This window comes from Pseudomonas sp. GW823-FHT02F05 (assembly GCF_058797315.1).
This window is the reverse complement of the sequence record NZ_JBXAJM010000010.1, coordinates 93,015-114,615: the sequence shown is the minus strand read 5'-3', so window position 1 is coordinate 114,615 and position 21,601 is coordinate 93,015. Positions and strand designations below refer to the sequence as shown.

Annotated in this window: 19 protein-coding genes; 7 read left to right on the top strand and 12 right to left on the bottom strand. The window is 61.7% G+C overall.

Annotated features, from left to right (window positions below):
- The first annotated feature begins 19 nt into the window (after window positions 1-19).
- On the top strand, window positions 20-946 hold the full coding sequence (locus AC1RAC_RS14015) for a sugar ABC transporter substrate-binding protein (protein WP_034127281.1): 927 nt from the start codon (window positions 20-22) through the stop codon (window positions 944-946).
- A 160-nt stretch (window positions 947-1,106) separates the two neighbouring features.
- Here the strand turns inward: AC1RAC_RS14015 and yghU are convergent, their stop codons facing one another.
- Complete coding sequence (gene yghU / locus AC1RAC_RS14010; protein WP_034127280.1) at window positions 1,107-1,934, bottom strand: glutathione-dependent disulfide-bond oxidoreductase; 828 nt, start codon at window positions 1,932-1,934, stop codon at window positions 1,107-1,109.
- A gap of 95 nt (window positions 1,935-2,029) precedes the next feature.
- Between yghU and mug the strand changes: the two genes are divergently transcribed.
- Together mug and AC1RAC_RS14000 are read left to right on the top strand one after the other, a co-directional pair.
- On the top strand, window positions 2,030-2,563 hold the full coding sequence (gene mug / locus AC1RAC_RS14005) for a G/U mismatch-specific DNA glycosylase (protein WP_054918728.1): 534 nt from the start codon (window positions 2,030-2,032) through the stop codon (window positions 2,561-2,563).
- 30 nt (window positions 2,564-2,593) lie between these two features.
- Window positions 2,594-3,190: a glutathione S-transferase family protein gene (locus tag AC1RAC_RS14000; RefSeq protein WP_034127278.1), complete on the top strand. Its 597-nt coding sequence runs from the start codon at window positions 2,594-2,596 to the stop codon at window positions 3,188-3,190.
- A 132-nt stretch (window positions 3,191-3,322) separates the two neighbouring features.
- Here AC1RAC_RS14000 and AC1RAC_RS13995 read toward each other — a convergent pair whose 3' ends face one another.
- Window positions 3,323-4,090, bottom strand: coding sequence for an SDR family NAD(P)-dependent oxidoreductase (locus AC1RAC_RS13995; protein ID WP_054918730.1), 768 nt, complete (start codon window positions 4,088-4,090; stop codon window positions 3,323-3,325).
- A 138-nt stretch (window positions 4,091-4,228) separates the two neighbouring features.
- On the opposite strand from AC1RAC_RS13995, the gene AC1RAC_RS13990 reads away from it, so the two are divergent.
- Window positions 4,229-5,377 (top strand): aldose epimerase family protein, encoded by a 1,149-nt coding sequence (locus AC1RAC_RS13990; RefSeq protein WP_054898567.1) that lies wholly within the window; start codon window positions 4,229-4,231, stop codon window positions 5,375-5,377.
- 115 nt (window positions 5,378-5,492) lie between these two features.
- Here the strand turns inward: AC1RAC_RS13990 and araH are convergent, their stop codons facing one another.
- The 7 genes from araH to AC1RAC_RS13955 form a co-directional block, all read right to left on the bottom strand.
- Complete coding sequence (gene araH / locus AC1RAC_RS13985; protein WP_005787495.1) at window positions 5,493-6,461, bottom strand: L-arabinose ABC transporter permease AraH; 969 nt, start codon at window positions 6,459-6,461, stop codon at window positions 5,493-5,495.
- A gap of 9 nt (window positions 6,462-6,470) precedes the next feature.
- Complete coding sequence (gene araG / locus AC1RAC_RS13980; RefSeq protein ID WP_198791184.1) at window positions 6,471-7,973, bottom strand: L-arabinose ABC transporter ATP-binding protein AraG; 1,503 nt, start codon at window positions 7,971-7,973, stop codon at window positions 6,471-6,473.
- A complete protein-coding gene (locus tag AC1RAC_RS13975; RefSeq protein ID WP_492616663.1) occupies window positions 7,970-8,974 on the bottom strand; it encodes a substrate-binding domain-containing protein in 1,005 nt (334 codons plus the stop codon). Before AC1RAC_RS13975 ends, araG begins: the two co-directional genes overlap by 4 nt.
- A 169-nt stretch (window positions 8,975-9,143) precedes the next feature.
- The gene (locus AC1RAC_RS13970) at window positions 9,144-10,007 is read right to left on the bottom strand and encodes an SMP-30/gluconolactonase/LRE family protein (RefSeq protein ID WP_034126742.1); all 864 of its coding nucleotides are present in this window, start codon (window positions 10,005-10,007) and stop codon (window positions 9,144-9,146) included.
- A 16-nt stretch (window positions 10,008-10,023) separates the two neighbouring features.
- Window positions 10,024-11,604, bottom strand: a complete 1,581-nt coding sequence (locus AC1RAC_RS13965) for an aldehyde dehydrogenase (NADP(+)) (protein WP_492616662.1) — start codon at window positions 11,602-11,604, stop codon at window positions 10,024-10,026.
- Window positions 11,605-11,614: 10 nt separating this feature from the next.
- Complete coding sequence (gene araD1 / locus AC1RAC_RS13960) at window positions 11,615-12,607, bottom strand: AraD1 family protein (protein ID WP_089042661.1); 993 nt, start codon at window positions 12,605-12,607, stop codon at window positions 11,615-11,617.
- Window positions 12,608-12,623: 16 nt separating this feature from the next.
- Window positions 12,624-13,946, bottom strand: coding sequence for an MFS transporter (locus tag AC1RAC_RS13955; protein WP_003190554.1), 1,323 nt, complete (start codon window positions 13,944-13,946; stop codon window positions 12,624-12,626).
- 191 nt (window positions 13,947-14,137) lie between these two features.
- Here AC1RAC_RS13955 and AC1RAC_RS13950 point away from each other — a divergent pair, with 191 nt between their 5' ends.
- Complete coding sequence (locus AC1RAC_RS13950) at window positions 14,138-15,874, top strand: IlvD/Edd family dehydratase (RefSeq protein WP_089042659.1); 1,737 nt, start codon at window positions 14,138-14,140, stop codon at window positions 15,872-15,874.
- Between the two features lie 48 nt (window positions 15,875-15,922).
- The gene (locus tag AC1RAC_RS13945; protein WP_034126739.1) at window positions 15,923-16,645 is read left to right on the top strand and encodes a FadR/GntR family transcriptional regulator; all 723 of its coding nucleotides are present in this window, start codon (window positions 15,923-15,925) and stop codon (window positions 16,643-16,645) included.
- Between the two features lie 7 nt (window positions 16,646-16,652).
- Here the strand turns inward: AC1RAC_RS13945 and AC1RAC_RS13940 are convergent, their stop codons facing one another.
- From AC1RAC_RS13940 to AC1RAC_RS13930, 3 genes are all read right to left on the bottom strand, one after another.
- A complete protein-coding gene (locus AC1RAC_RS13940; protein ID WP_034126738.1) occupies window positions 16,653-17,252 on the bottom strand; it encodes a hypothetical protein in 600 nt (199 codons plus the stop codon).
- Window positions 17,253-17,595: 343 nt separating this feature from the next.
- Entirely contained in the window at window positions 17,596-19,725 is a 2,130-nt protein-coding gene (locus AC1RAC_RS13935; RefSeq protein ID WP_492616661.1) for a TonB-dependent siderophore receptor, read from the bottom strand.
- Window positions 19,726-19,914: 189 nt separating this feature from the next.
- Entirely contained in the window at window positions 19,915-21,006 is a 1,092-nt protein-coding gene (locus tag AC1RAC_RS13930) for an NADH:flavin oxidoreductase/NADH oxidase (protein WP_014718067.1), read from the bottom strand.
- A gap of 90 nt (window positions 21,007-21,096) precedes the next feature.
- Here AC1RAC_RS13930 and AC1RAC_RS13925 point away from each other — a divergent pair, with 90 nt between their 5' ends.
- On the top strand, window positions 21,097-21,396 hold the full coding sequence (locus tag AC1RAC_RS13925) for an ArsR/SmtB family transcription factor (protein WP_003190545.1): 300 nt from the start codon (window positions 21,097-21,099) through the stop codon (window positions 21,394-21,396).
- Window positions 21,397-21,601 lie beyond the last annotated feature (205 nt).

Below are 21,601 nucleotides of genomic sequence, written 5' to 3'. Positions count from 1 at the left end.
CAATAAAAGGAACAGCCTCATGCACCGTTATTCATTACTAGTGGCCGCGCTGTTGTTGGTGTTCAGCCAGTGGACCTTCGCTGCCTATCGCATCGGCGTGAGCATTGCCCGGGTGGACGATAACTTCATGACCTATGTGCGCACCGGCCTGGAGGCGGCAGCGAAACACCAGGACGTGCAGATCCAATTCGAAGACGCCCAGGGCGATGTAGTGCGCCAGCTCAATCAGGTCGAAGGCTTTCTCAACCAGAAGGTCGATGCGGTGATCGTGCTGCCGGTCGACACCGCCGCCACCGCCAACATCACCCGCGCTGCCGTGGCGGCGAAGACACCGCTGGTGTACGTCAACCGCCACCCGGATGAGCGTACGCTGCCTGAGGGCGTGGTCACCGTGGCCTCCAACGACATCGAAGCGGGGCAATTGCAGATGCGTTACCTCGCCCAAAAACTGGGTGGCAAAGGCAACGTGGCGATCGTCATGGGCGACCTTGCGCAGAACGCCACCCATGCCCGCACCGAGGGGGTCAAACAGGTGCTCAAGGACTTTCCTGGGATCAAGATCGTCGAGCAACAAAGCGCCGAATGGCAGCGCAGCAAGGGGATGGACCTGACCAGCAACTGGTTGCTGGCCGGTACCCCGTTCAATGCCATTGTCGCCAACAACGATGAAATGGCGATTGGCGCGGCCATGGCCTTGCAGCAAGCGGGCAAGGCCAAGGGCGAGATTGCGATTGTCGGCATCGACGGCTTGCCCGATGGCCTGGCAGCGATCAAGCGCGGGCTGCTGGCAGGCTCAGTGTTCCAAGACCCCAAGGCCCAGGCTGCCCAGGCCGTGCAAGCGGCGGTGCGGATGATCAAGGGCGAGCAAGTTGACGCGCAGGTGTGGGTGCCTTTCGAGCTGATCACGCCTGAGCAGGTGGGGGTGTTTGAGCAGCGCTACAAATAACTCGAACAATCAGCTGGATACTATCGAAGGCAGAAGCGGCAACTGTGGCGAGGGAGCTTGCTCCCGCTGGACTGCGTAGCAGTCCCAGCCTTTTTAAACAAAGAGCGGGGCCGCTTCGCGCCCCAGCGGGAGCAAGCTCCCTCGCCACGTGGTTATCGTATCAATCCAGGTCACTTGCATCATGGCGCTCGGGCAACTGATCATCCCCCGACACCCGGTTCACCCGCCGCCCACGCTGCACCGCCGGCCGCGCATCAATCGCATCCGCCCAGCGCATCACATGCTTGTATTCATGCACCGACAAAAACTCTGCCGCACCATACAAACGGCCTTTGACCAACCCACCGTACCAAGGCCATATGGCGATATCGGCAATGGTGTATTCATCCCCGGCGATGTATTGGCTGACCGCCAGGCGCTTATCCAGCACATCCAATTGGCGCTTGGTCTCCATGGCGAAGCGGTTGATCGGGTATTCCATCTTGCTCGGCGCATAGGCATAGAAATGCCCAAAGCCGCCCCCCAGGTAAGGCGCGCTGCCCATCTGCCAGAACAGCCACGACAGGCATTCAGCCCGTGCGGCGGGCTCCGTGGGCAGGAACGCACCGAACTTCTCGGCCAGGTACTGCAAAATCGCGCCTGATTCGAACACGCGAATCGGTGTGGCGCCGCTGTGGTCCATCAGCGCCGGAATCTTCGAGTTCGGGTTCACCGCCACAAAGCCACTGCCGAACTGGTCGCCGTCGCCGATCTTGATCAGCCAGGCGTCGTATTCCGCGCCGCTGTGCCCCAGGGCCAGCAGCTCTTCCAGCAGGATCGTGACCTTCTGCCCATTGGGCGTGGCCAGGGAGTATAACTGCAGCGGGTGCTTGCCCACCGGCAGCGGCTTTTCGTGAGTGGCGCCGGCGATGGGCCGGTTGATGCTGGCGAAGGTGCCGCCGCTTTCGGTGTCCCAGGTCCAGACTTTGGCAGGTACGTACTCGGTCATAATCAATGCTCCAGAGGCGCTTGCGATCAACTAAGCGCTCCAGACTAAACCAAAGGTCGATGATTCGTCACACCTATCAGCATGGAAGATCCGGCATGAATGATCGACTCGACGACCTCCTCGCCGACCACTTGCACGTACTGTTCTGCGGCATCAACCCTGGCAAGGGCTCGGCAGCCCTCGGCCTGCATTTTGCCAATCGCAGCAATCGTTTCTGGCGCACCGTGCACCTGGCCGGTTTCACGCCCAATGAAATTCGCCCGCAAGACGGCGCCACCTTGCTGCACTACGGTTGCGGATTGACCACTTTGGTGGCACGGCCAACGGCCAGTGCAGGCGAGTTGGCGCGGCATGAGTTCCAGGACGCGGCTGCGGCGCTCGAACATAAAGTTCGCCGCCATGCCCCGCGTTTCGTCGCGTTCCTCGGCAAGCCCGGCTATAGCGCACTGACCGGCCAGCGCGAGGTCGCCTGGGGTTTGCAAGCGCAGCTACTGGGCGACGCCTGGGTATGGGTGCTGCCCAACCCCAGCGGGCGCAACCTGGCGTTCAGCCTGGATCAATTGGTGCAGGCGTATCGGCTGCTGCACAACGCCGTTGCGCAATCCAGGCCCGCGCCCTTAATCTCGTGAGCCCAACACCCTGTAAGCAATGGAGGCTGCATGAAACTGGTCGGAATGCTGGACTCGCCCTACGTACGCCGCGTGGCTGTTTCCCTGGAGTTATACGGGGTGGACTTTGTGCATGAACCGCTGTCGGTGTTCAGTACTTACGCTGAATTTGCCCAGATCAACCCGGTGGTCAAGGCCCCTTCCCTGGTGCTGGACGATGGGACGATGCTGATGGATTCGAGCCTGATCCTCGATTACCTGGAAGCGCTGGCGCCGGCTGACAAAAAGCTGCTGCCCCAACAACCGGCGGCACGCGCCCGCGACCTGCAACTGCTTGGGCTCGCGCTGGCGGCCTGTGAAAAAAGCGTGCAGATCGTCTATGAACACAACCTGCGCCCCGCTGAAAAATTGCATGCGCCTTGGCTTGAGCGCGTTACCGGGCAATTGCTGGCGGCCTATACGTTGCTGGACAAGCAACTGGCGGGCAACGAGGCGCTGACCCAGGCCTCCCTCACCGCAGCGGTCGCCTGGTCGTTCAGCCAGTTCACCGTGGCCTCGGTGGTGAAGGCCGATGCGTTCCCCAACCTCAAGCGCCATGCTGAACGCCTGGAGCAGCACCCGGCGTTCAAGCGTTACCCCATCGAATGAACTCGCCCTAATGTGTAGGAGCGAGCTTGCTCGCGAAAAACTCATAGACGCCGCGTTTACTCAGGCTACACGCGTTATCGTTGACGTTTTTCGCGAGCAAGCTCGCTCCTACAGGGAGCCCTGTTGGTGTCGCTACACCCACCCGCCGTCGACGATAAAGTTCTGCGCCGAGCACATCGCCGAGGCATCCGAGGCCAAAAACAGCGCCATGTTGGCGATGTGTTCCGGCATCACGCTGCCGGGCAGGCACTGACTGCGGGCGATGAGCTCCTTGGCGGCGTCGTCGACCCACATGGCCAGTTGTTTTTCGGTCATCACCCAACCCGGCACCAAGGTGTTGACGCGGATATGGTTGGGCCCCAGTTCACGCGCCAGGGCTCGGGTCATGCCGTGAGCGGCAGCCTTGCTGGCGGCGTATACGGGGTAGCCGGCCGAGGCCATCATCCAGCCCACCGAGCCCAGGTTGATGATCGAGCCGCTACCGGCCTCCTTCATCATGGGCACCACCGCCTTTGCGGCAAAGAAGGCGTGCTTGAGGTTGACCGCAATCAGTTGGTCGAACATGTGCGAGTCGATTTCTTCCAGGCTGTGGCGCACATCGTTCGCCGCATTGTTGACCAGTACCGTGATCGACCCCAGGGAGTGCTCGAAACGCCCGATCGCCGCACGGTAGCCGATCTCGTCGGTGATATCGCAGCACTCGAACTCGACACTGTGCCCTTTGGAGTTCAGCAGCGCCGCCAGGCGTTCACCCTGGCTCTGTGCACGGTCCACAAACGCCACCTTGGCACCCTGCGCGGCGAAGGCCCGCACCATGAACTCGCCAATCCCCGAAGCCCCGCCGGAAACCAGCACGGTTTTGTCCTTGAGGTCGGGATAAATCGCTTGCTGGGTAGTCATAACAATCAGTGCTCCGCTTAATTAGTCTTATTTTATTTTGCAAGAACGGCGTTAAAGGCTATAAATCTGCTGTCATATCGACAAAATATCTCAAATTAGTAGAACTATTCCAGCAAAACAACAAAAGGAAGTTCGACCATGAAGCACCCTCGATACCTGCTGTCCGGCCTCGCGCTGTCTATGCTGATCGCCAGCGGCGGCGCGCACGCAGCCGGCCTTAGCAGCGAACACAAACCCTTCGGTAAAACCAACGATGGCACCGCCGTCGAACAATACGTGTTGCGCAACAGCCACGGCATGCAAGCCACGGTGATCACTTACGGCGGTGTGCTGCAGTCGCTCAAGGTGCCGGACAAACACGGCAAGCTCGACGACGTGGTGCTGGGCTTCGACGACGTGCAAGGCTATCAAGGCGGTACCGCGTTTTTTGGCGCCACCATCGGCCGCTTCGGCAATCGCCTGGCCGGCGGCGCCTTCGAACTCGACGGCAAACGCTACCAGGTGCCGCTCAACGACGGCCCCAACTCATTGCATGGCGGCGCCCAGGGCTTCGACAAGCAGGTGTGGCAAGCCAAATCGGTCAAGGACAAAGACTCGGTGGGGGTCACCCTCACCTACCTGTCCAAGGACGGGGAAATGGGCTTTCCGGGCAACTTGAAGACCGAGGTCACCTACCGCCTCAACGACAACAACGAACTGCACATCGACTACACCGCCACCACCGACAAGCCCACGGTGCTCAACCTCACCAACCACAGCTACTTCAACCTGGCCGGCGCGGGCAATGGCGACATTCTCAAGCAGGTCGCCACCTTGCACGCCAGCCACTACACACCGGTGAATGCCACCTTGATTCCCACCGGCGAACTGGCGCCGGTCAAGGGCACGCCAATGGACTTCCTGAAGCCCACACCCATCGGCCAGCACATCAAGGCAGACCATCCGCAGCTTAAATTCGCCGAGCCCAAGCAAGGTGGCTTCGACTTCAACTGGGCGCTGGATACCAAAGGGGACGTCAAGCAGTTGGCCGCCGAGGTGCATGATCCTGAATCAGGACGGCGTTTGCAGCTCTACACCACAGAGCCCGGCGTACAGTTTTATACCAGCAACTTCCTCGACGGTTCGGTGAAGGGCAAAGGCGGCAAGACCTATCAGCATTGGAGTGGGTTTACTTTGGAGACTCAGCATTTTCCGGATGCGCCTAACCAACCGAGTTTTGCCTCGACCCGCTTGAATCCTGGGCAGACTTACACCCAACACACTATTTTCAAGTTCACCGCTGATTAAATTGTGGGAGCTGGCTTGCCTGCGATAGCGGTGGCACAGGCTACACAATTATTGCCTGAACCAACGCTATCGCAGGCAAGCCAGCTCCCACATTGGTTTTTCACAGCGCCTGGGCTCAGCGTTGTTTCATGCGGTCGATGACCACGGCCAATAGCAGGATCGAACCACGGATCACATACTGGTAGAAGGTATCGATGTTCTTCAGGTTCATCGCATTCTCGATGATCGCCAGAATCAACACCCCGGCAATCACATGGCGGATCATGCCGATGCCGCCGCTCAGCGACACCCCACCCAGCACGCAGGCCGAGATCACCGTCAGCTCGAAGCCCTGGCCGATCATCGGCTGGCCGGAGGTCATGCGTGAAGCCAGGATCACTCCCGCCAGCGCGCCAATCAGGCCGTGCACGGCAAATATCAGGATCTTGGTGCGGTCAACGTTCACGCCCGCCAGCAGCGCCGCCTCCGGGTTACCGCCGATGGCCATGGTGTTGCGCCCATAGGTGGTGTAGTTGAGCAGCCAGCCGAAAAACAGGAAGCAGACAATAGTGATCAGGATCGGCACCGGCACGCCGAACAATTGGCCGTTGCCGAACACGAAGAATTGCTCCTGGGACACGCCTACCGCCTTGCCGTCGGCAAAGATGTAAGCCAGGCCGCGCACGATTTGCATGGTCGCCAGCGTAGTGATCAAGGCGTTGACCCGCAGCTTGGCGATCACGATGCCATTGATCAACCCCACCATCAGGCCCATCAGCAGCGCTGCGCCAATGCCCAGCATCACGCTGTCGGTATCGCGCATCACAATCGCCGCAACCACGCCGGCGCAGGCGATCACCGAGCCTACCGACAAGTCGAAGTGCCCCGAGGCCAGGCAGAACAGCATGGTGCACGCGGCGATGCCCACAGTGGAAATAGCCAGGCCCAGACCGCGCATGTTCAGTGGCGAGAGGAAGTTATCGATCAGCAGCGCGCACAGTACGAAGATGCCCACCGCCGCCAAGAGCATCGCCCAGTTATCGAGCAATGCGCGCATATCGAGGGGTTTGCGTGCCGAGGGCAGCGCGTTGTTTTGGATAGTCATGGTCGTCTCTCAGTTCGCCAGGCCGCGTGGCAAGGCCAGTTGCAGCAGGTTGGATTCAGTCGCGTGCTCGCGCAGTTGTTCGCCGCGCAGGGCGCCTTCGCACAGCACCAGGATGCGGTCGGAGATGCCCATCACTTCCATCAGGTCGCTGGACACCACGATCACCGCTATACCGCTGGCCGCCAGGTTATGGATGATCTGGTAGATCTCCGACTTGGCGCCGATGTCGATACCCCGGGTGGGTTCGTCCAGCAGCAGGACCTTCATCGGCATCGACAACCAGCGGCCAAGGATGGCTTTCTGTTGGTTGCCACCGGACAGGTACAGGATCTTCTGCGCCGCGTTCGGCGTTTTGACCCGCATCGCCTGGATCTGCCGGTCGGCGTTACCTTTCTCCCAGCCTTCGCGCAACAGCCAGCCAAAGGTGGAATGGGCGCCACGGGCGCTGATGTTGATGTTCTCAGCGACGCTGCCCAGCGGGATGATGCCCTCTTTCTTGCGATCCTCCGGACACAGCAATACCCCGGCGGCGATGGCGTCCCGGGGTGAGCGCAGTTGCAGCGCTTGCCCGCACAGTTCCAGGCTGCCGGCACTGGCGCGCTCCAACCCACTGAGCAGGCGAAACAGCTCGGTACGCCCCGCGCCCACCAGCCCGAACAGGCCCAGGATCTCGCCCTTGCGCACCTGGAAACTGATTGGTTCACGCAGGCCGGGGCCGAGCAAGCCGTCCACCTTGAGCGCCACTTCGCCCTGCTCACGCGGTCGGTAATCGTAGATATCCTGGATATCGCGACCGACCATGCAGGTCACCAGTTGATCGTGGGTCAGCGTGTTCATGTCCTCGAAAGTACGCACGTAGCGACCGTCCTTGAAGACCGTCACCGCATCGCAGATACGGAACACTTCTTCCATACGGTGCGACACGTAGAGCACCACTTTGCCCTCCTCGCGCAGGCGCGTGATGATGGCCATCAAGCGGTCGATTTCCCGCGCCGAGAGGCTACTGGTCGGCTCGTCAAAGGCGATCACATGGGCGCCACGGGACAGCGCCTTGGCGATTTCCACCAATTGGCGCTGGCCCAGGGACAGGCGCCCGAGTTTCTCGTCGGGGTCGATTTCATCGGCCAGGCCCTTGAGGCAGGCCAGGGCCTGCTTGCGCAGCAGGCTCCGGTTGACCACGCCAAAGCGCGTGGGCAAATGCCCGAGGAACAGGTTCTCGGCCACGCTCATTTCCGGCACCAGATGCAGCTCCTGGTGAATCACCGCCACACCGCTGGCGATGCTGTCGGCGGCGCATTTGAAGGCCATGGTCTGCGCGCCGATCTGCACCGTACCGCTGGACGGAATGTAGGCGCCGCCGAGGATTTTCAGCAGGGTCGACTTGCCGGCGCCGTTCTCACCCATCAGCGCGTGCACCTGCCCCGGGTGGGCGGTGAAGCAAATGCCATCCAGCGCCTTGACCCCGGGAAAGGTCTTGCCGATGCCTTCAAACCGCAGGGCCGCAGCGGTCATTTCCACAGCCCGATCTTGGTCAGTTCCGCCTGGAAGTTTTCACGGGTAATCAGCGTCACTTCGTCCATGGCCGTGTATTTCGGCGGCTCGGTGCCCTGGGTAACCCACTCGTACATCATCTCAGCGCTTTTGTAGCCTTCAATGTGCGGGCTGGGCAGCATCGAGCCGAAGAAGCCGCTGTTGGCTTTCTTCAATTCGCCGATGGCGTCGGTGCCATTGATGCCGATACCAATCACATTGGCTGCGGCGAAACCGGCACTTTCGGTGGCGCGCACGCCGCCGAGCACGGTGTTGTCGTTCATGCCGCCGATGATCAGGTTCTTCGCGCTACCCGGCAGCTTGACCAGTGCCGAGTTGGTGGCGTCCATGCTGCCTGGCACGTCGAGGGTTTTCAGCGGGGCGGTGAGGATGTGATCTTTAGGAATGCCAGCCTCTTCCAGCGACTTGATCGAGCCGTCGGTGCGCTTCTTGCCGGTGTCGAGCTCGTTGAAGGTGTTGATCACCGCGTAGGTGTCCTTCCAGTCCCAACCACGTTTTTTCGCTTCGGCGGCCATGGCGGCGCCTTGCTTCTGGCCGACTTCAAACGCGGCCATGCCCAGGTACGGCACGTCTTCCATGAAGTTGCCCTTGGCATCGACAAAGCGGTCATCCACGGCCATCACTTTCAAACCGTTGACCTTGGCCTTGGCAACGATGGCCGGGCCCAGGGACACGTCCGGCGGGCAGATCACGAAACCTTTGGCGCCGTTGGCGGCCAGGCTGTCGATGGCCGAGAGGGTTTTCTCGCCGTCCGGCACCGCGATCTTGATGAGTTTGAAGCCTTTGTCCTGGGCGGCTTTTTCCGCAAACGCCCACTCCGTCTGGAACCACGGCTCTTCGGCCTGCTTGACCAGAAAACCGATTTTCACTTCTTCAGCGGCCAGCAACAGGCCGCTCAAGCTCATGGCCGAGACCGCCACAGCGGCGCAGCACAGGGAACGCAAACCACGACGACGATTCATAGGGGTGACTCCTTGTTGTTGTTTTTTTCAATGTTCGTTTTGTGTACGGGTACTGTTGTGGCGAGGGAGCTTGCTCCCGCTGGGGTGCGCAGCGCCCCCCCCAAAAAAGCCAGCTCCAGCTGCGCTGTCGAACGGGAGCAAGCTCCCTCGCCACAACGGCGCGTTTGGTTTATCCGGCGAAGCGGTGACAGGGCTTGCCTGGCACGTCGACCTCAATGGCCAATACCGCACCATCAAGGGGGTGATCCAAGGGACTCGCCGCGCTGGTGATGTACAGCGTGGTGAGCTCGGGCCCACCGAACACGCAACTGGTGGGACGGCTGACCGGTAGTTCGATGATGCGATCCACCTCACCTGAAGGCGTTAGCCGCAGCAGGCAACTGCCGTCCCAGCGCGCGTTCCAGATGTAGCCGTCGGCGTCCATGGCCGAGCCATCCGGGCCGCCGCGTGTGTGCGGCCCGAACCAGGCCTGGGCGGCGCCGAGTTGGCCGTCAGCCTGGATCGAATGCTGATAGAGCGTACCGTCCATGCTGTCGCCGAAATGCACCTGGCTGCCCGCCTCGTTCCAAAGCAAGGTGTTGGGAATGCCCAGGCCCGCCAACAACGGCGTGACCCGCGCATCGGCATCGATGCGAAACAAGCCACCGGAGCGCCGCGTAATCGGCAGGTCTTCGCCCTGCTCGCCTATGTTGTTCTGCATGGTGCCCAACCACAGCCGGCCCTGGGCATCGCAGCGTGCTTCATTGCCGCGGTTGCCCGTTTGCGGGTCGGCTACGCACAGCAGGGTCAAGGCTTCGGTGGCCAGGTCCAGGCGATACACACCGCTGCTCAAGGTCACCAGCGCATCACCGCTTTGACAGGGGATGAACGCCGAGACGTGCTCAGGCAATTGCCACACTTGCAACTGCCCCCCCATCAGACGCAGCGCCTGGCGGGCGGCGATATCCACCCAATACAGGGCCTGGGTCGGTACATCCCAGAACGGCCCTTCGCCCAACCGGGCACGGTGCGGGGTGACTGCGCTCAACGACATGAAGCCTCCTGATCAGTTACAGCGATTCGCGCGATGGCGTGCCATTTACCAGGCGCTGAATACGCAAGGGGTTGGCGTTTTTCAACGCGTCGGGCAGCAGGCTATCAGGGTAGTTCTGGAAGCACACCGGGCGCAGGAAACGGTCGATAGCCAAAGTGCCGACCGAGGTGCCACGGGCGTCGGAAGTCGCCGGGTACGGCCCGCCGTGAACCATGGAATCGCACACCTCCACGCCAGTGGGGTAACCGTTGAGCAGGATGCGCCCGACTTTCTGTTCCAGCAGGGGCGTGAGTTCGGCGAACTGGTGCAGGTCGGTCGGTTCGCCGATGAGCGTGGCGGTCAATTGCCCGTGCAGCCCCTGCAGGGCGGCGCTGAGTTGGGCCTGATCGGCCACTTCGACGAACACCGTGGTGGGGCCGAAGACTTCTTCCTGGAGCACTTCATCGCCGTCAATCAACAGACGTACATCCGCCTTGAACAGTTGCGGTTGCGCCTGATTGCCCGATTGCGCGCTGCCCGCCAGATGCTGGATGCCCGGGTGAGACCGGAGTTTTTCCAGGCCCTTGCCGTAGCTGCCCAGGGTGCCGGCATTCAGCATGGTTTGCGCCGGTTGTTCACCGATCAATTGCGCGACCTGCTGAGTGAACGCGGTGAACGCAGGCGAGGCGATACCGATCACCAGGCCTGGGTTGGTGCAGAACTGGCCGCAGCCTTGTACCACCGACGCGGTCAGGTCACGGGCAATGCTTTCAGCACGGGCTTGCAGCGCCTGGGGCAGCACGATCACGGGGTTGATGCTCGACATCTCGGCAAACACCGGGATCGGTTGCGGGCGCGCCGCGGCCATGTCGCAGAGGGCGCGGCCGCCTTTGAGCGAGCCGGTAAAGCCTACCGCCTGGATCGCCGGATGCTTGACCAGCGCCTCACCGACGCCGCCGCCAAAGATCATATTGAACACGCCAGCCGGCATCTTGGTGGCCTCGGCAGCACGAATGATCGCATCGGCCACGCGCTCGGCGGTCGCCATGTGCCCACTGTGGGCCTTGAACACCACCGGGCAGCCGGCGGCCAGCGCGGCAGCGGTGTCGCCGCCAGCCGTGGAAAATGCCAGGGGGAAGTTGCTGGCGCCGAACACCGCCACCGGGCCGAGGCCGATACGGTATTGGCGCAGGTCCGGGCGCGGCAGCGGCTGGCGCTCTGGCAGGGCCTTGTCGATACGCGCGCCGTAGAAGTCACCACGGCGCAGCACGGTGGCGAACAAACGCATCTGGCCGCTGGTGCGCCCGCGTTCGCCTTTGATGCGTGCGACCGGCAAGGCGGTTTCGCGGCAGACCAGTTCGACGAAATCATCGCCCAAGGCGTCCAGCTCATCGGCCACCGCATCCAGGAACTGCGCACGCCGTGCGGCGCTCAAGGCACGATAGGCCGGGTACGCCTGGGCCGCGGCCCGGGCGGCGGCGTCCACTTCCTGGGCGGTGGCCTGGTAGAAATCCTGGGGCAAGGCTTCGCCGGTGGTAGCGTCGATGCTTTGCAGCTTGATGCTGCCGTTGGCGCTGCGCTGGCCGCCGATGTAGTTGTGGCCGAGGAACTGGGTCATGTTGATCTCCTTAAAGGGGGGTGACTTGGCCGGGTTCAAATGCCGCATCGCTGCTGCCGATACCGTTGATCAACGGCGCGCCGAATTCAGCCTGGCTGATCTCGAACACATCGCCCGGCTGGGTACGTATACCGTCGGCGAATGACAAGGTGGCGGTGCCGAAGAAGTGAATGTGCACATCGCCCGGCTTGAGGAACTGGCTGTATTTGAAGTGGTGGTATTCGAGGTTTTCCAGGCTGTGGCACATATTGGCCTCGCCACTGAGGAATTCGTTCTGCCAGATGACCTCGCCGTTGCGCAGAATGCGGCTGGTGCCCGCCAGATGCTCGGGCAGTTCGCCCACGCGCAACTCCGGGCCATAGCTGCAACTGCGCAGCTTGGAATGGGCCAGGTACAGGTAGTTCTTGCGCTCCATCACATGGTCGGAGAACTCGTTGCCCACCGCAAAGCCCAGGCGATAGGGTTTACGGTCATGCCCGATCACATAGAGGCCGCCGATTTCCGGCTCTTCGCCGGCGTCTTCGGCGAACGGCGGCACCGGGAAGGCCTGGCCCGGGCGCACGACGATGCTGCCATCGCCTTTGTAGAACCACTCCGGTTGCACACCGGCCTGGCCAGCGCCTGGTTTGCCGCCCTCCACGCCCCATTTGAAGATGCGCATGGTGTCGGTCATCGCGCTGTCGTCGCCGGCCTGCTGGTGCATCTTGTCGCGGGCCGAGGCACTGCCCAGGTGGGTGAGACCAGTGCCGCTGATCAGCATATGGGCCGGGTCCGGATGGTCCAACGGCGGCAGGATTTTGTGTTCCGCCAACAAGGCGGCGTAGTCATGGCTGACGCCCAGGCCGAGGGCTTCTACCTGTTGCTGCAACTTGCCGCCGACATCGATGGCAGCCAGCGCGAGTTCACGCACGCTGTGGGCGCCGCGCACTTCGCGTACCTGGTTGCCTTCTACCACGCCGACGCGGCGCTCACCGTTGCTCAACTCGAACTGAACTAAACGCATGCAGGTTCTCCTGGATTTAAGTGCGTGTGGCGCCACGGGCGCTGGCGGCGAATTGGTCGACGGGCAGCACGTGCTTGCGTTCCAACAAGCGGTAGACCACGAGGGTCAGCAGCAACCCGAACACCATCACACCGGATAAGAAATACAAGCCTGAGGCCAGATTGCCGGTGTACTCCTTGAGCGCACCGATCACGAACGGGCCGATGTAACCGCCGAGGTTGCCCACCGAGTTGATCAAGGCAATACCGGCTGCCGCACTGGCGCCGGCAAAGAAGCGCCCCGGCAGGGTCCAGAACACGGCGGTGCAGGAAAACATGGCAAACGCCGCCAGGCACAGTGCGGCCATTTGCAGCACTGGCACCGTGAGCCAGGCGCTGCAGAACAGGCCGATGGCGCCCAGTACATAGAGCACGGCGAGATGGCCGTAACGGTCGTTCAAGCGGTCGGAACTGCGCGGGATGATCAACAGGCCGATGATGCCGAAGATATAGGGCACGGCGGAGATGAAACCGGTTGTGAGGTCGCTGCCGCCAAACTGCTTGATCAGGGTCGGCAGCCACAAGCCGAGGCCGTAGATACTCAGGGTCACCGGCAGGTAGAACAGCGCCAGCAGCAACACGCGCTTGTCCTTGAGCGCATGCAAGGGGTTGCCATGGCGCGTCTGGCCGTAGGCTTGCAGGTCTTTGTGCAGCTCGCCGGTGAGCCAGGCTTTTTCTTCCTCGCTCATCCAGTTGACCTTCTGGGGGCCGTCCGGCAGGTATCGCAGCACCGGCCAGGTCAGCAGGATCGCCGGGGTGCCGATCACGATGAACAGCCACTGCCAGCCATGCAGGCCAAGAATGCCGTCCATGCCGAGCAAACCGCCGGACACCGGGCCGGTGATCATCATTGCAATAGGTTGGGAGAGGATGAACAGCCCGAGGATCTTGCCGCGATGGCGCACCGGGAACCACTGGGTGATGTAGTACAGCACGCCGGGAAAGAACCCCGCCTCCGCCGCGCCCAGCAGAAAGCGCATCACATAGAAGCTGTGCGGCCCCTGCACGAACGCCATGCCGATGGTGATGGCGCCCCAGGTGATCATGATGCGCGCAAACCAGCGCCGTGCGCCGAAGCGGTCAAGCATCAGGTTGCTGGGAATTTCGAACAGGAAATAGCCAATGAAGAACAACCCGGCACCGAGGCCATAGGCGGCGTCACCGATGCCCACGTCAGCGCCCATGTGCAGCTTGGCGAAGCCCACGGCGGAACGGTCCACGTAGGCGATCAGGTACAGCAGGATCAGGAAGGGAATCAGTTTCAGCGTGATGCGCCGAATAAGCCGCAGTTCCTGGCTCATGGGGTCGATCTCCGATTGTTGTTTTTATAGAAGCTCGGGGGACGCCTCTGACGAAATCCGCCAGGGCCATACCTCAGTTGAGACCGACTATATAGTATGACTATTTGCAAAACAACACTTCCAAAGCGGCGATTTTGCGCTTATGTTTAAGCACGCATAGAACATATAGTCATACAATAAGAGAATCGATCATGCCTGACAAAAAGCCCGGCCTACGCTCTGCCCAGTGGTTTGGTACCGCCGACAAAAACGGCTTCATGTACCGCAGTTGGATGAAGAACCAGGGCATTGCCGACCATCAGTTCCATGGCAAGCCGATCATCGGCATCTGTAACACCTGGTCGGAGCTGACGCCGTGCAACGCGCATTTCCGCCAGATCGCCGAGCACGTCAAGCGTGGCGTGATCGAGGCCGGTGGCTTCCCGGTGGAGTTCCCGGTGTTTTCCAATGGCGAATCCAACCTGCGCCCTACCGCCATGCTCACGCGCAACCTGGCGAGCATGGATGTGGAAGAAGCGATTCGCGGCAATCCGATTGACGGTGTGGTGCTGCTGACCGGCTGCGACAAGACCACCCCGGCGCTGCTGATGGGCGCGGCCAGTTGTGATGTGCCGGCCATCGTCGTCACTGGCGGGCCGATGCTCAACGGCAAGCACAAGGGCCAGGACATCGGCTCGGGGACGGTGGTGTGGCAGCTCAGCGAACAGGTCAAGGCCGGCACCATCACCCTGGATGATTTCCTCGCGGCCGAGGGCGGCATGTCGCGCTCGGCGGGCACCTGCAACACCATGGGCACGGCCTCCACCATGGCCTGCATGGCCGAGGCGCTGGGCACTTCCCTGCCCCACAACGCGGCGATTCCGGCCGTGGATGCGCGCCGCTATGTACTGGCGCACATGTCGGGCATGCGCGCCGTGGAGATGGTGCGTGAGGACTTGAAGCTGTCGAAAATCCTCACCAAGGAGGCGTTTGAAAACGCTATCCGCGTGAACGCGGCCATCGGCGGCTCGACCAACGCCGTGATCCACTTGAAAGCCATCGCCGGGCGCATCGGCGTCGAACTCGACCTGGATGACTGGACCCGCATCGGCCGCGGTATGCCGACCATCGTCGACCTGCAGCCCTCCGGACGCTTTCTGATGGAAGAGTTCTACTACGCCGGCGGCCTGCCCGCAGTGCTGCGTCGCCTGGGTGAGGCCAATCTGATCCCCCACCCCAACGCCTTGACGGTCAACGGCAAGTCCCTGGGCGAGAACACCCAGGATGCGCCGATCTACGGCCAGGACGAAGTGATCCGCACGCTGGACAACCCGATCCGCGCCGACGGCGGCATCTGCGTGCTGCGTGGCAACCTCGCGCCCCTGGGCGCGGTGCTCAAGCCTTCGGCAGCGAGCCCCGAACTGATGCAACACCGTGGCCGCGCCGTGGTGTTCGAGAACTTCGACATGTACAAGGCACGCATCAACGACCCGGAGCTGGACGTGGATGCCAACTCGATCCTGGTCATGAAGAACTGCGGCCCCAAGGGTTACCCCGGCATGGCCGAAGTCGGCAACATGGGCCTGCCGGCCAAGCTGCTGGCCCAGGGCGTGACGGACATGGTGCGCATTTCCGATGCGCGCATGAGCGGCACCGCCTACGGCACCGTGGTGTTGCACGTGGCACCGGAAGCCGCTGCTGGCGGGCCGTTGGCGACAGTGAAGGAAGGTGACTGGATCGAACTCGATTGCGCCAATGGCCGCCTGCACCTGGACATTCCAGACGCCGAGCTGGCAGCGCGCATGGCCGACCTGCCGCCCGCGCAGAACCTAATCGTCGGCGGCTATCGCCAGCTGTATATCGACCATGTGCTGCAGGCCGACCAAGGCTGTGACTTTGACTTCCTGGTGGGCTGTCGCGGGGCAGAAGTCCCACGGCATTCCCACTAATTGGGATGCTATGATGCGGCGAATCTAAGCCAGAGCCTCCCCGTCGTTATGGATCACCAGCCGCCCAAGCCGCGCAAGAGCCAGCATGCCCAGATCGTTCAGGACTTGGGCATGCACATCGTTTCCGGTCGCTTCAAGCCTGAAGAACGCTTGCCCATGGAAGCCACGCTGTGCGAGGAATACCAGGTCAGCCGCTCGGTATTGCGCGAAGCCACACGGGTGCTCAGCGCCAAGGGCCTGGTGTACTCCAAGCCACGGGTGGGCGCGGTGGTACGGCCACGCTTGAAATGGCACCTGCTCGACCCGGACGTGCTGTCCTGGTTGATGCAGTCCACGCCCCACAGCGAGTTTTTCAACACCCTGGCCGGGGTGCGCCGCATTCTCGAACCGGAAATCGCCGCCATGGCCGCGACCACCGCCACCGACGAAGACATCGCCACCATCGAACAAGCCTACCAAGGCATGGAAACCGCCAAGACCCACGAGGACCTGTTACAGGCCGACCTGGACTTCCACCGCGCGATTGCCGACGCCACCCGCAACGACCTGCTCGCCTATATGTGCAACATGCTCTCGCTGCCGTTGCGCGAGTCGATCAACATCACCAACCGCCGTCCGGATATCCAGGGCCTGAGTCTGCCTCGGCACAAAGCGATCCTCACTGCGATCCAGAACCGCGACGCCCTGGGTGCGCGGCATGCGTCGCTGGTGCAACTGGATGACACGCGGGTGGCGCTGGATACGGTGATGAACGTGTTGACGCCGTTGTGAGCCCGCGTCATTCCTGACTGTTATTGTTGGCCCTGGGGCAGGTGTTATCGCCCTCTTTTTTCAGCGCCAGCACGGCCTGGCGCTCGGACAGCAAGTGAGTGATGGCGCCGCCGATCGCAGCGGAAATCAACGCCAAGGCTTCTTTAGGCAGATTGATCGCCGCCCAGGTCAACCCACCGATCAGCAAGATGACAAACAGGATATTGAAACGTGACACGCCGAGTTTTATCGAGCGGACGATATCGGACGTGTCCTGCATTTTCTCGAAGCGTTTAAGGTCTTCGAACTTGCGCACCGATTCCAGGGTTTCCAGGTAATGGGTTTCGGCCCGCTTCAATTTCTTGATCACATCGGCTTCGAGCATGACCTCCTCTATCTCGATCCTGACCAGGCTGATATTGGCGCCTGGACGGCCTAGAATTTCCGAACTCAGCGAACTTTCGGCCAGCTCGGCCAGCAGATAGGTATAGGAGGTTTCGCTGATCTCCTTGGCATATTTTTGCAAGGCTGACGTGTAGCACTTGGTGGCGTATCGGGTGAACAGACGCTCGGCATCGTTGGTCTTTTTGATCAGGTCTTCAGCTTTCTCGATCAGTTCCCGTTCCATTTTTAATATCCCTATTAAGCGTGGCTTCGAAAAGCAATGAGCGCCGACCGCTGCGCTGGCACGTTACGAGCAAACATCCCTCGATCGCCCGCCAGTGTCTACTGTCAAACCTGACAGGTGAAGCTGATGCAGGTCCCTGTGGCCAGGGAGCTTGCTCCCGTGACGGCCTGCCAGCCGACGCATATCCACCTGACGCGCCGCATTCCAAATGTGGGGTGTCAGGTAGAGAAGTGTCGGCTGTCAGGCCGTCATCGCAGGCAAGCCAGTTCCCACAGTTGGAACGCGTAGCGTCACGGGAGCAATCTCTCTCGCCACCGGCCCTGCGTGGTACCGCAGCTGTTCATCACAGGGTGTAGGCGATGCCCACCTGCACGGTACGCGGTGCGCCGGGGTAGGCGTAGATATTGCCGAACGCGCCTTCTTCATATTCGCGGTTGAACAGGTTCTTCACATCCAGGTTCAAGCGCACACGCTCATTGACCTTGTAGTAACCGAGCAGGTCGACCACGGTATAGGCGTCCATGGAGAATGCCGTATTGGCGGTCTGGCCGGCGCGTTGGTCGACGTACTTGCCGCCGGCGCCCAGGCCCAGGCCTTTGAGCGCGCCGTCCTGGAACTCGTAGACGTTAAGCAGGCTGAAGCTGTTGCGCGGGATGTTCATCAAGCGTGTGCCGGAGCGCAACGTGTTATCACGGGTAACTTCCGCATCTACGTAAGCGTAGCCGCCGATCACGCGCCATTCGGGCGTGAGGTTGCCTGCCACATTGAGGTCGAAGCCCCGACTGCGCACCTGGCCAGCCGCAACACTGAAGGTATTGTCCACGGGGTCGGTGGTCAGCACGTTTTTCTTCTCGATCTGATAGATCGCCGCATCCACGCTCAACTGCCGGTCCAGCGCCTCCCACTTGATGCCCATCTCGTAGGACTTGCCTTTCTCCGGCGCAAAACCAGCGCCTTCGCGGCTGGCGCCGGTGTTGGGCTTGAACGAACGGGCGGCGTCGGCATAGACCGCGACGGTGTCGGTGAGGTCGTAGATCACACCCACGCGCGGGGTGACGGCGTTGTCGGCGGCCTGCCAGCTTTTACCTACATAGTTTTGGTAATCATGCTCGAAACGCTCGAAGCGGGCACCGGCCAGCACTTTCAGACGTTCAGTGAGAGCAACCTGGTCCTGTACAAAAGCGGCGTAGGTCTTGAGGTTTTCTTTGTCGTGGGTCGGCGTACGGGTCAGTGCCGGACGGGGTTGACCGTACACCGGATCAAAGATATCGATTGGGTAGGTGCCCGCCGCGGCGCTGGAACGCTGGATAATCGACTTGTAGTCGTAGTCCTCGTACTCGATACCGGTGAGCAAGGTGTGATCGAACCCGCCGGTGGAGAAGTGCCCGGTCAGGTTGAGCTGATAGTCCTTGTCGGTCCATTCCAGCTTGCGGTAGTTGAAGTTGCGTTGCAGGGTCCGGCCATCGGCGCCCAGGCTACCCGGCCCGTTGGCCTCAATGGCGTTGCCCGTCAGGCTGCCGTCCAACCATTGAAAACCGCCGCCCAGGGTCCAGTTGTCGTTAAGCATGTGCTCGAAACGCAACTGCGCCATGTTGTTGTCGTTGTGCAGCTTGCCGGCATCCTTGTCGCCCCAGAACGTATCGCGCGAGGGGGTGCCACGCTGGTTGGGGAAACGCGTCAGGCCGCGGTCCAGCGGGTGGTTGTTGCGCATGAAATCGCCTTCGAAGGTCACCTTGGTGTCATCGGTGGCCTGCCAGCTGATCACCGGCGTCACGCCGTAGCGTTCCGTCTCGACGTGATCGCGGAAGGTGTCGCCGCCCTCGCCCACTACGTTCAGGCGATAGGCCAGGCGGCCTTCATCGTCCAGCGGGCCGGAGGCATCCAGGGTGCCGCGCTTCATGCCCTGGTCATTGAGCTGACTGCCCAGGGTGACGGTGCGTTCGGCCAGCGGTTGCTTGGACACCACATTGAAGGTGCCGCCTGGGTCGCCACGGCCGTAGAGCATGGTCGCGGGGCCGCGCAGCACTTCCAGACGCTCGATGGTGTTGGCGTCCGGCATGTTCGGGTAACCGCGGTTGATCGGGAAACCGTTGCGGTAGAACTCACCGGTGGTGAAGCCGCGCACGGTAAAGGTGGTCAGGCCCTGGCCGCCGAAATTGTTGGCGCGGCCCACGCCGCCCGCGTAATCGAGGGCATCCTGCAGGCGCGTTGCACCGAGGTCTTCGACCACGTCCTTGGACACTACGCTGATGGACTGTGGAGTTTCATGAATGGCGGTGTCGGTGCGCGTCGCACTGGCTGAACGTGTGGCGTGGTAGCCCTGCACGGGGCCTTGGGCCGACTCAAGGTGCGCGGTGGCGGTGACATTGGTCGCTTGCAGCTCGATACTGGCGTTCTCGGCAGGTGCCTGCTCTGCCCACGCGAAGGGGGAAAACGCCTGGAGCACACAGATGGAAATCAGAATACGACGCATGGGTGTAGAACCTAGTGAATGAGCCAGATGGGACGGCAAACCTGCCAAGAATTCGCGGCGCATCATATATCAGCGGATTCTCGTTTGACATCGATTCTCATTTGTTATTTTTCACCGCGTAGGTCGCCAAAAGCGACAGGCGAAAAAAAGCCACTCAATCGAGTGGCTCATGCAATGCGCAGGCGTACCTCAGCGATAGCGTTCCAGCCAATGCGCGTAAGGCGCCGGCAAGGTCCAGGAGGACTTGTCCACGCCCAGCTCCTTGGCAGCAAAGTAGGCCCAATGCGGGTCGGCCAGATGCGCACGCCCTACCGAAACCAGGTCCAGGTGCCCGGCCTGCAAAGCGCCTTGGGCCAGTTGCGGTGTGCCGAAGCCCCAGGCCGAGGTCACCGGAATACCGGCTTCACGGCGTACCCGCTCAGCAATCGGGCCCATGAAGGCCGGGCCCCATGGGATGTTGGTGTCAGGAATGGTAAAGCCGACGCTGACGCTCAGCAGGTCCAGGCCACCGTCCTTGAAACGGCGCGCCAGTTCAATGGACTCGGTGAGGGTCTGCTCATCACGACCGTCGTATTCGATCACGCCGAACCGGGCGGTGAGCGGCAGGTTTTCCGGCCAGACTTCACGCACCGCAGCCAGGGTTTCGAGGAGGAAGCGGCTGCGGTTGTCGAAGCTGCCACCGTAGGCATCGGTACGCTGGTTGGAATGCTCGGAGAAAAAGCTCTGGCCCAAGTAGCCGTGGGCGAAGTGCAGTTCGATCCATTCAAAACCGGCATCGCGAGCGCGGCGGGCCGCGTCGACGAAGTCCTGCTGCACGCGGGCAATGTCTTCCAGGGTCATGGCACGCGGTACGTTGGGCAAATTGGCACCAAACGCGATGGCAGAGGGGGCGATGGTTTCCCAGCTACGCGCATCAGAAGCCGGGATGTGGTCATCACCTTCCCAGGGGCGATTGGCACTGGCTTTGCGACCGGCGTGGGCGATCTGAATGCCCGGCACCGAACCTGCGGCCTTGATGGCCTTGACCATGGGCACAAATGCCTGGGCATGGGCATCGCTCCAGATCCCGGCGCAGCCTGGGGTGATGCGCCCTTCAGGGGCGACCGCGGTGGCCTCGACCACCAGCAGGCCGGCACCACCACGGGCCATGCCGGCCAGGTGAACGTGGTGCCAGTCGTTGACCATGCCGTCTTCGGCCATGTATTGGCACATCGGTGGGATAGCAATGCGATTGCGCAAGGTCACATCTTTGAGTTTGAACGGTTCGAACAAAGCCGACATTGAGAACTCCAGGAAGGGATGAGTGATTCGATAGTTCGATGGTAATCGAACTATGGTATTGAACGCTACCCCCCTGTTATGATCCGCCCCATGCGAGCCTTCAAACACCCTACCCCGCAAGAATTGACGCTTGAGCGTGTGCTGTACGCCTTGAGCGACCCCGTGCGCCTGGACATCGTGCGCTACCTGGCCAACGTGCCAGAGGCCACCTGTGGCGAACTGGACGGGGGGCGGCCCAAGTCCAGCATGTCCCATCACTTCCGGGTATTGCGCGATGCCGGCCTGGTGCACACCCGCAATGTGGGCACCACCCATATGAACTCGTTGCGCCGTGACGAGCTGGAAAGCCGCTTCCCTGGGTTGCTGGCCAGCGTGTTGTCACAACACTAGACGCATAACTTCGGCGCGACGCCGGGCCTGTGCCGAGGGAGCTTGCTCCCGTGACGGCCTGCCACCCGGCGCTTGCCTACCTGACACCCCACAATCCAAATGTGGGAGCTGGCTTGCCTGCGATGGCGGCCCGACAGCAGCCCCATATCTACCTGACACCCCTCAATCCAACTGTGGGAGCGGGCTTGCTCGCGAAGGCGGCCTG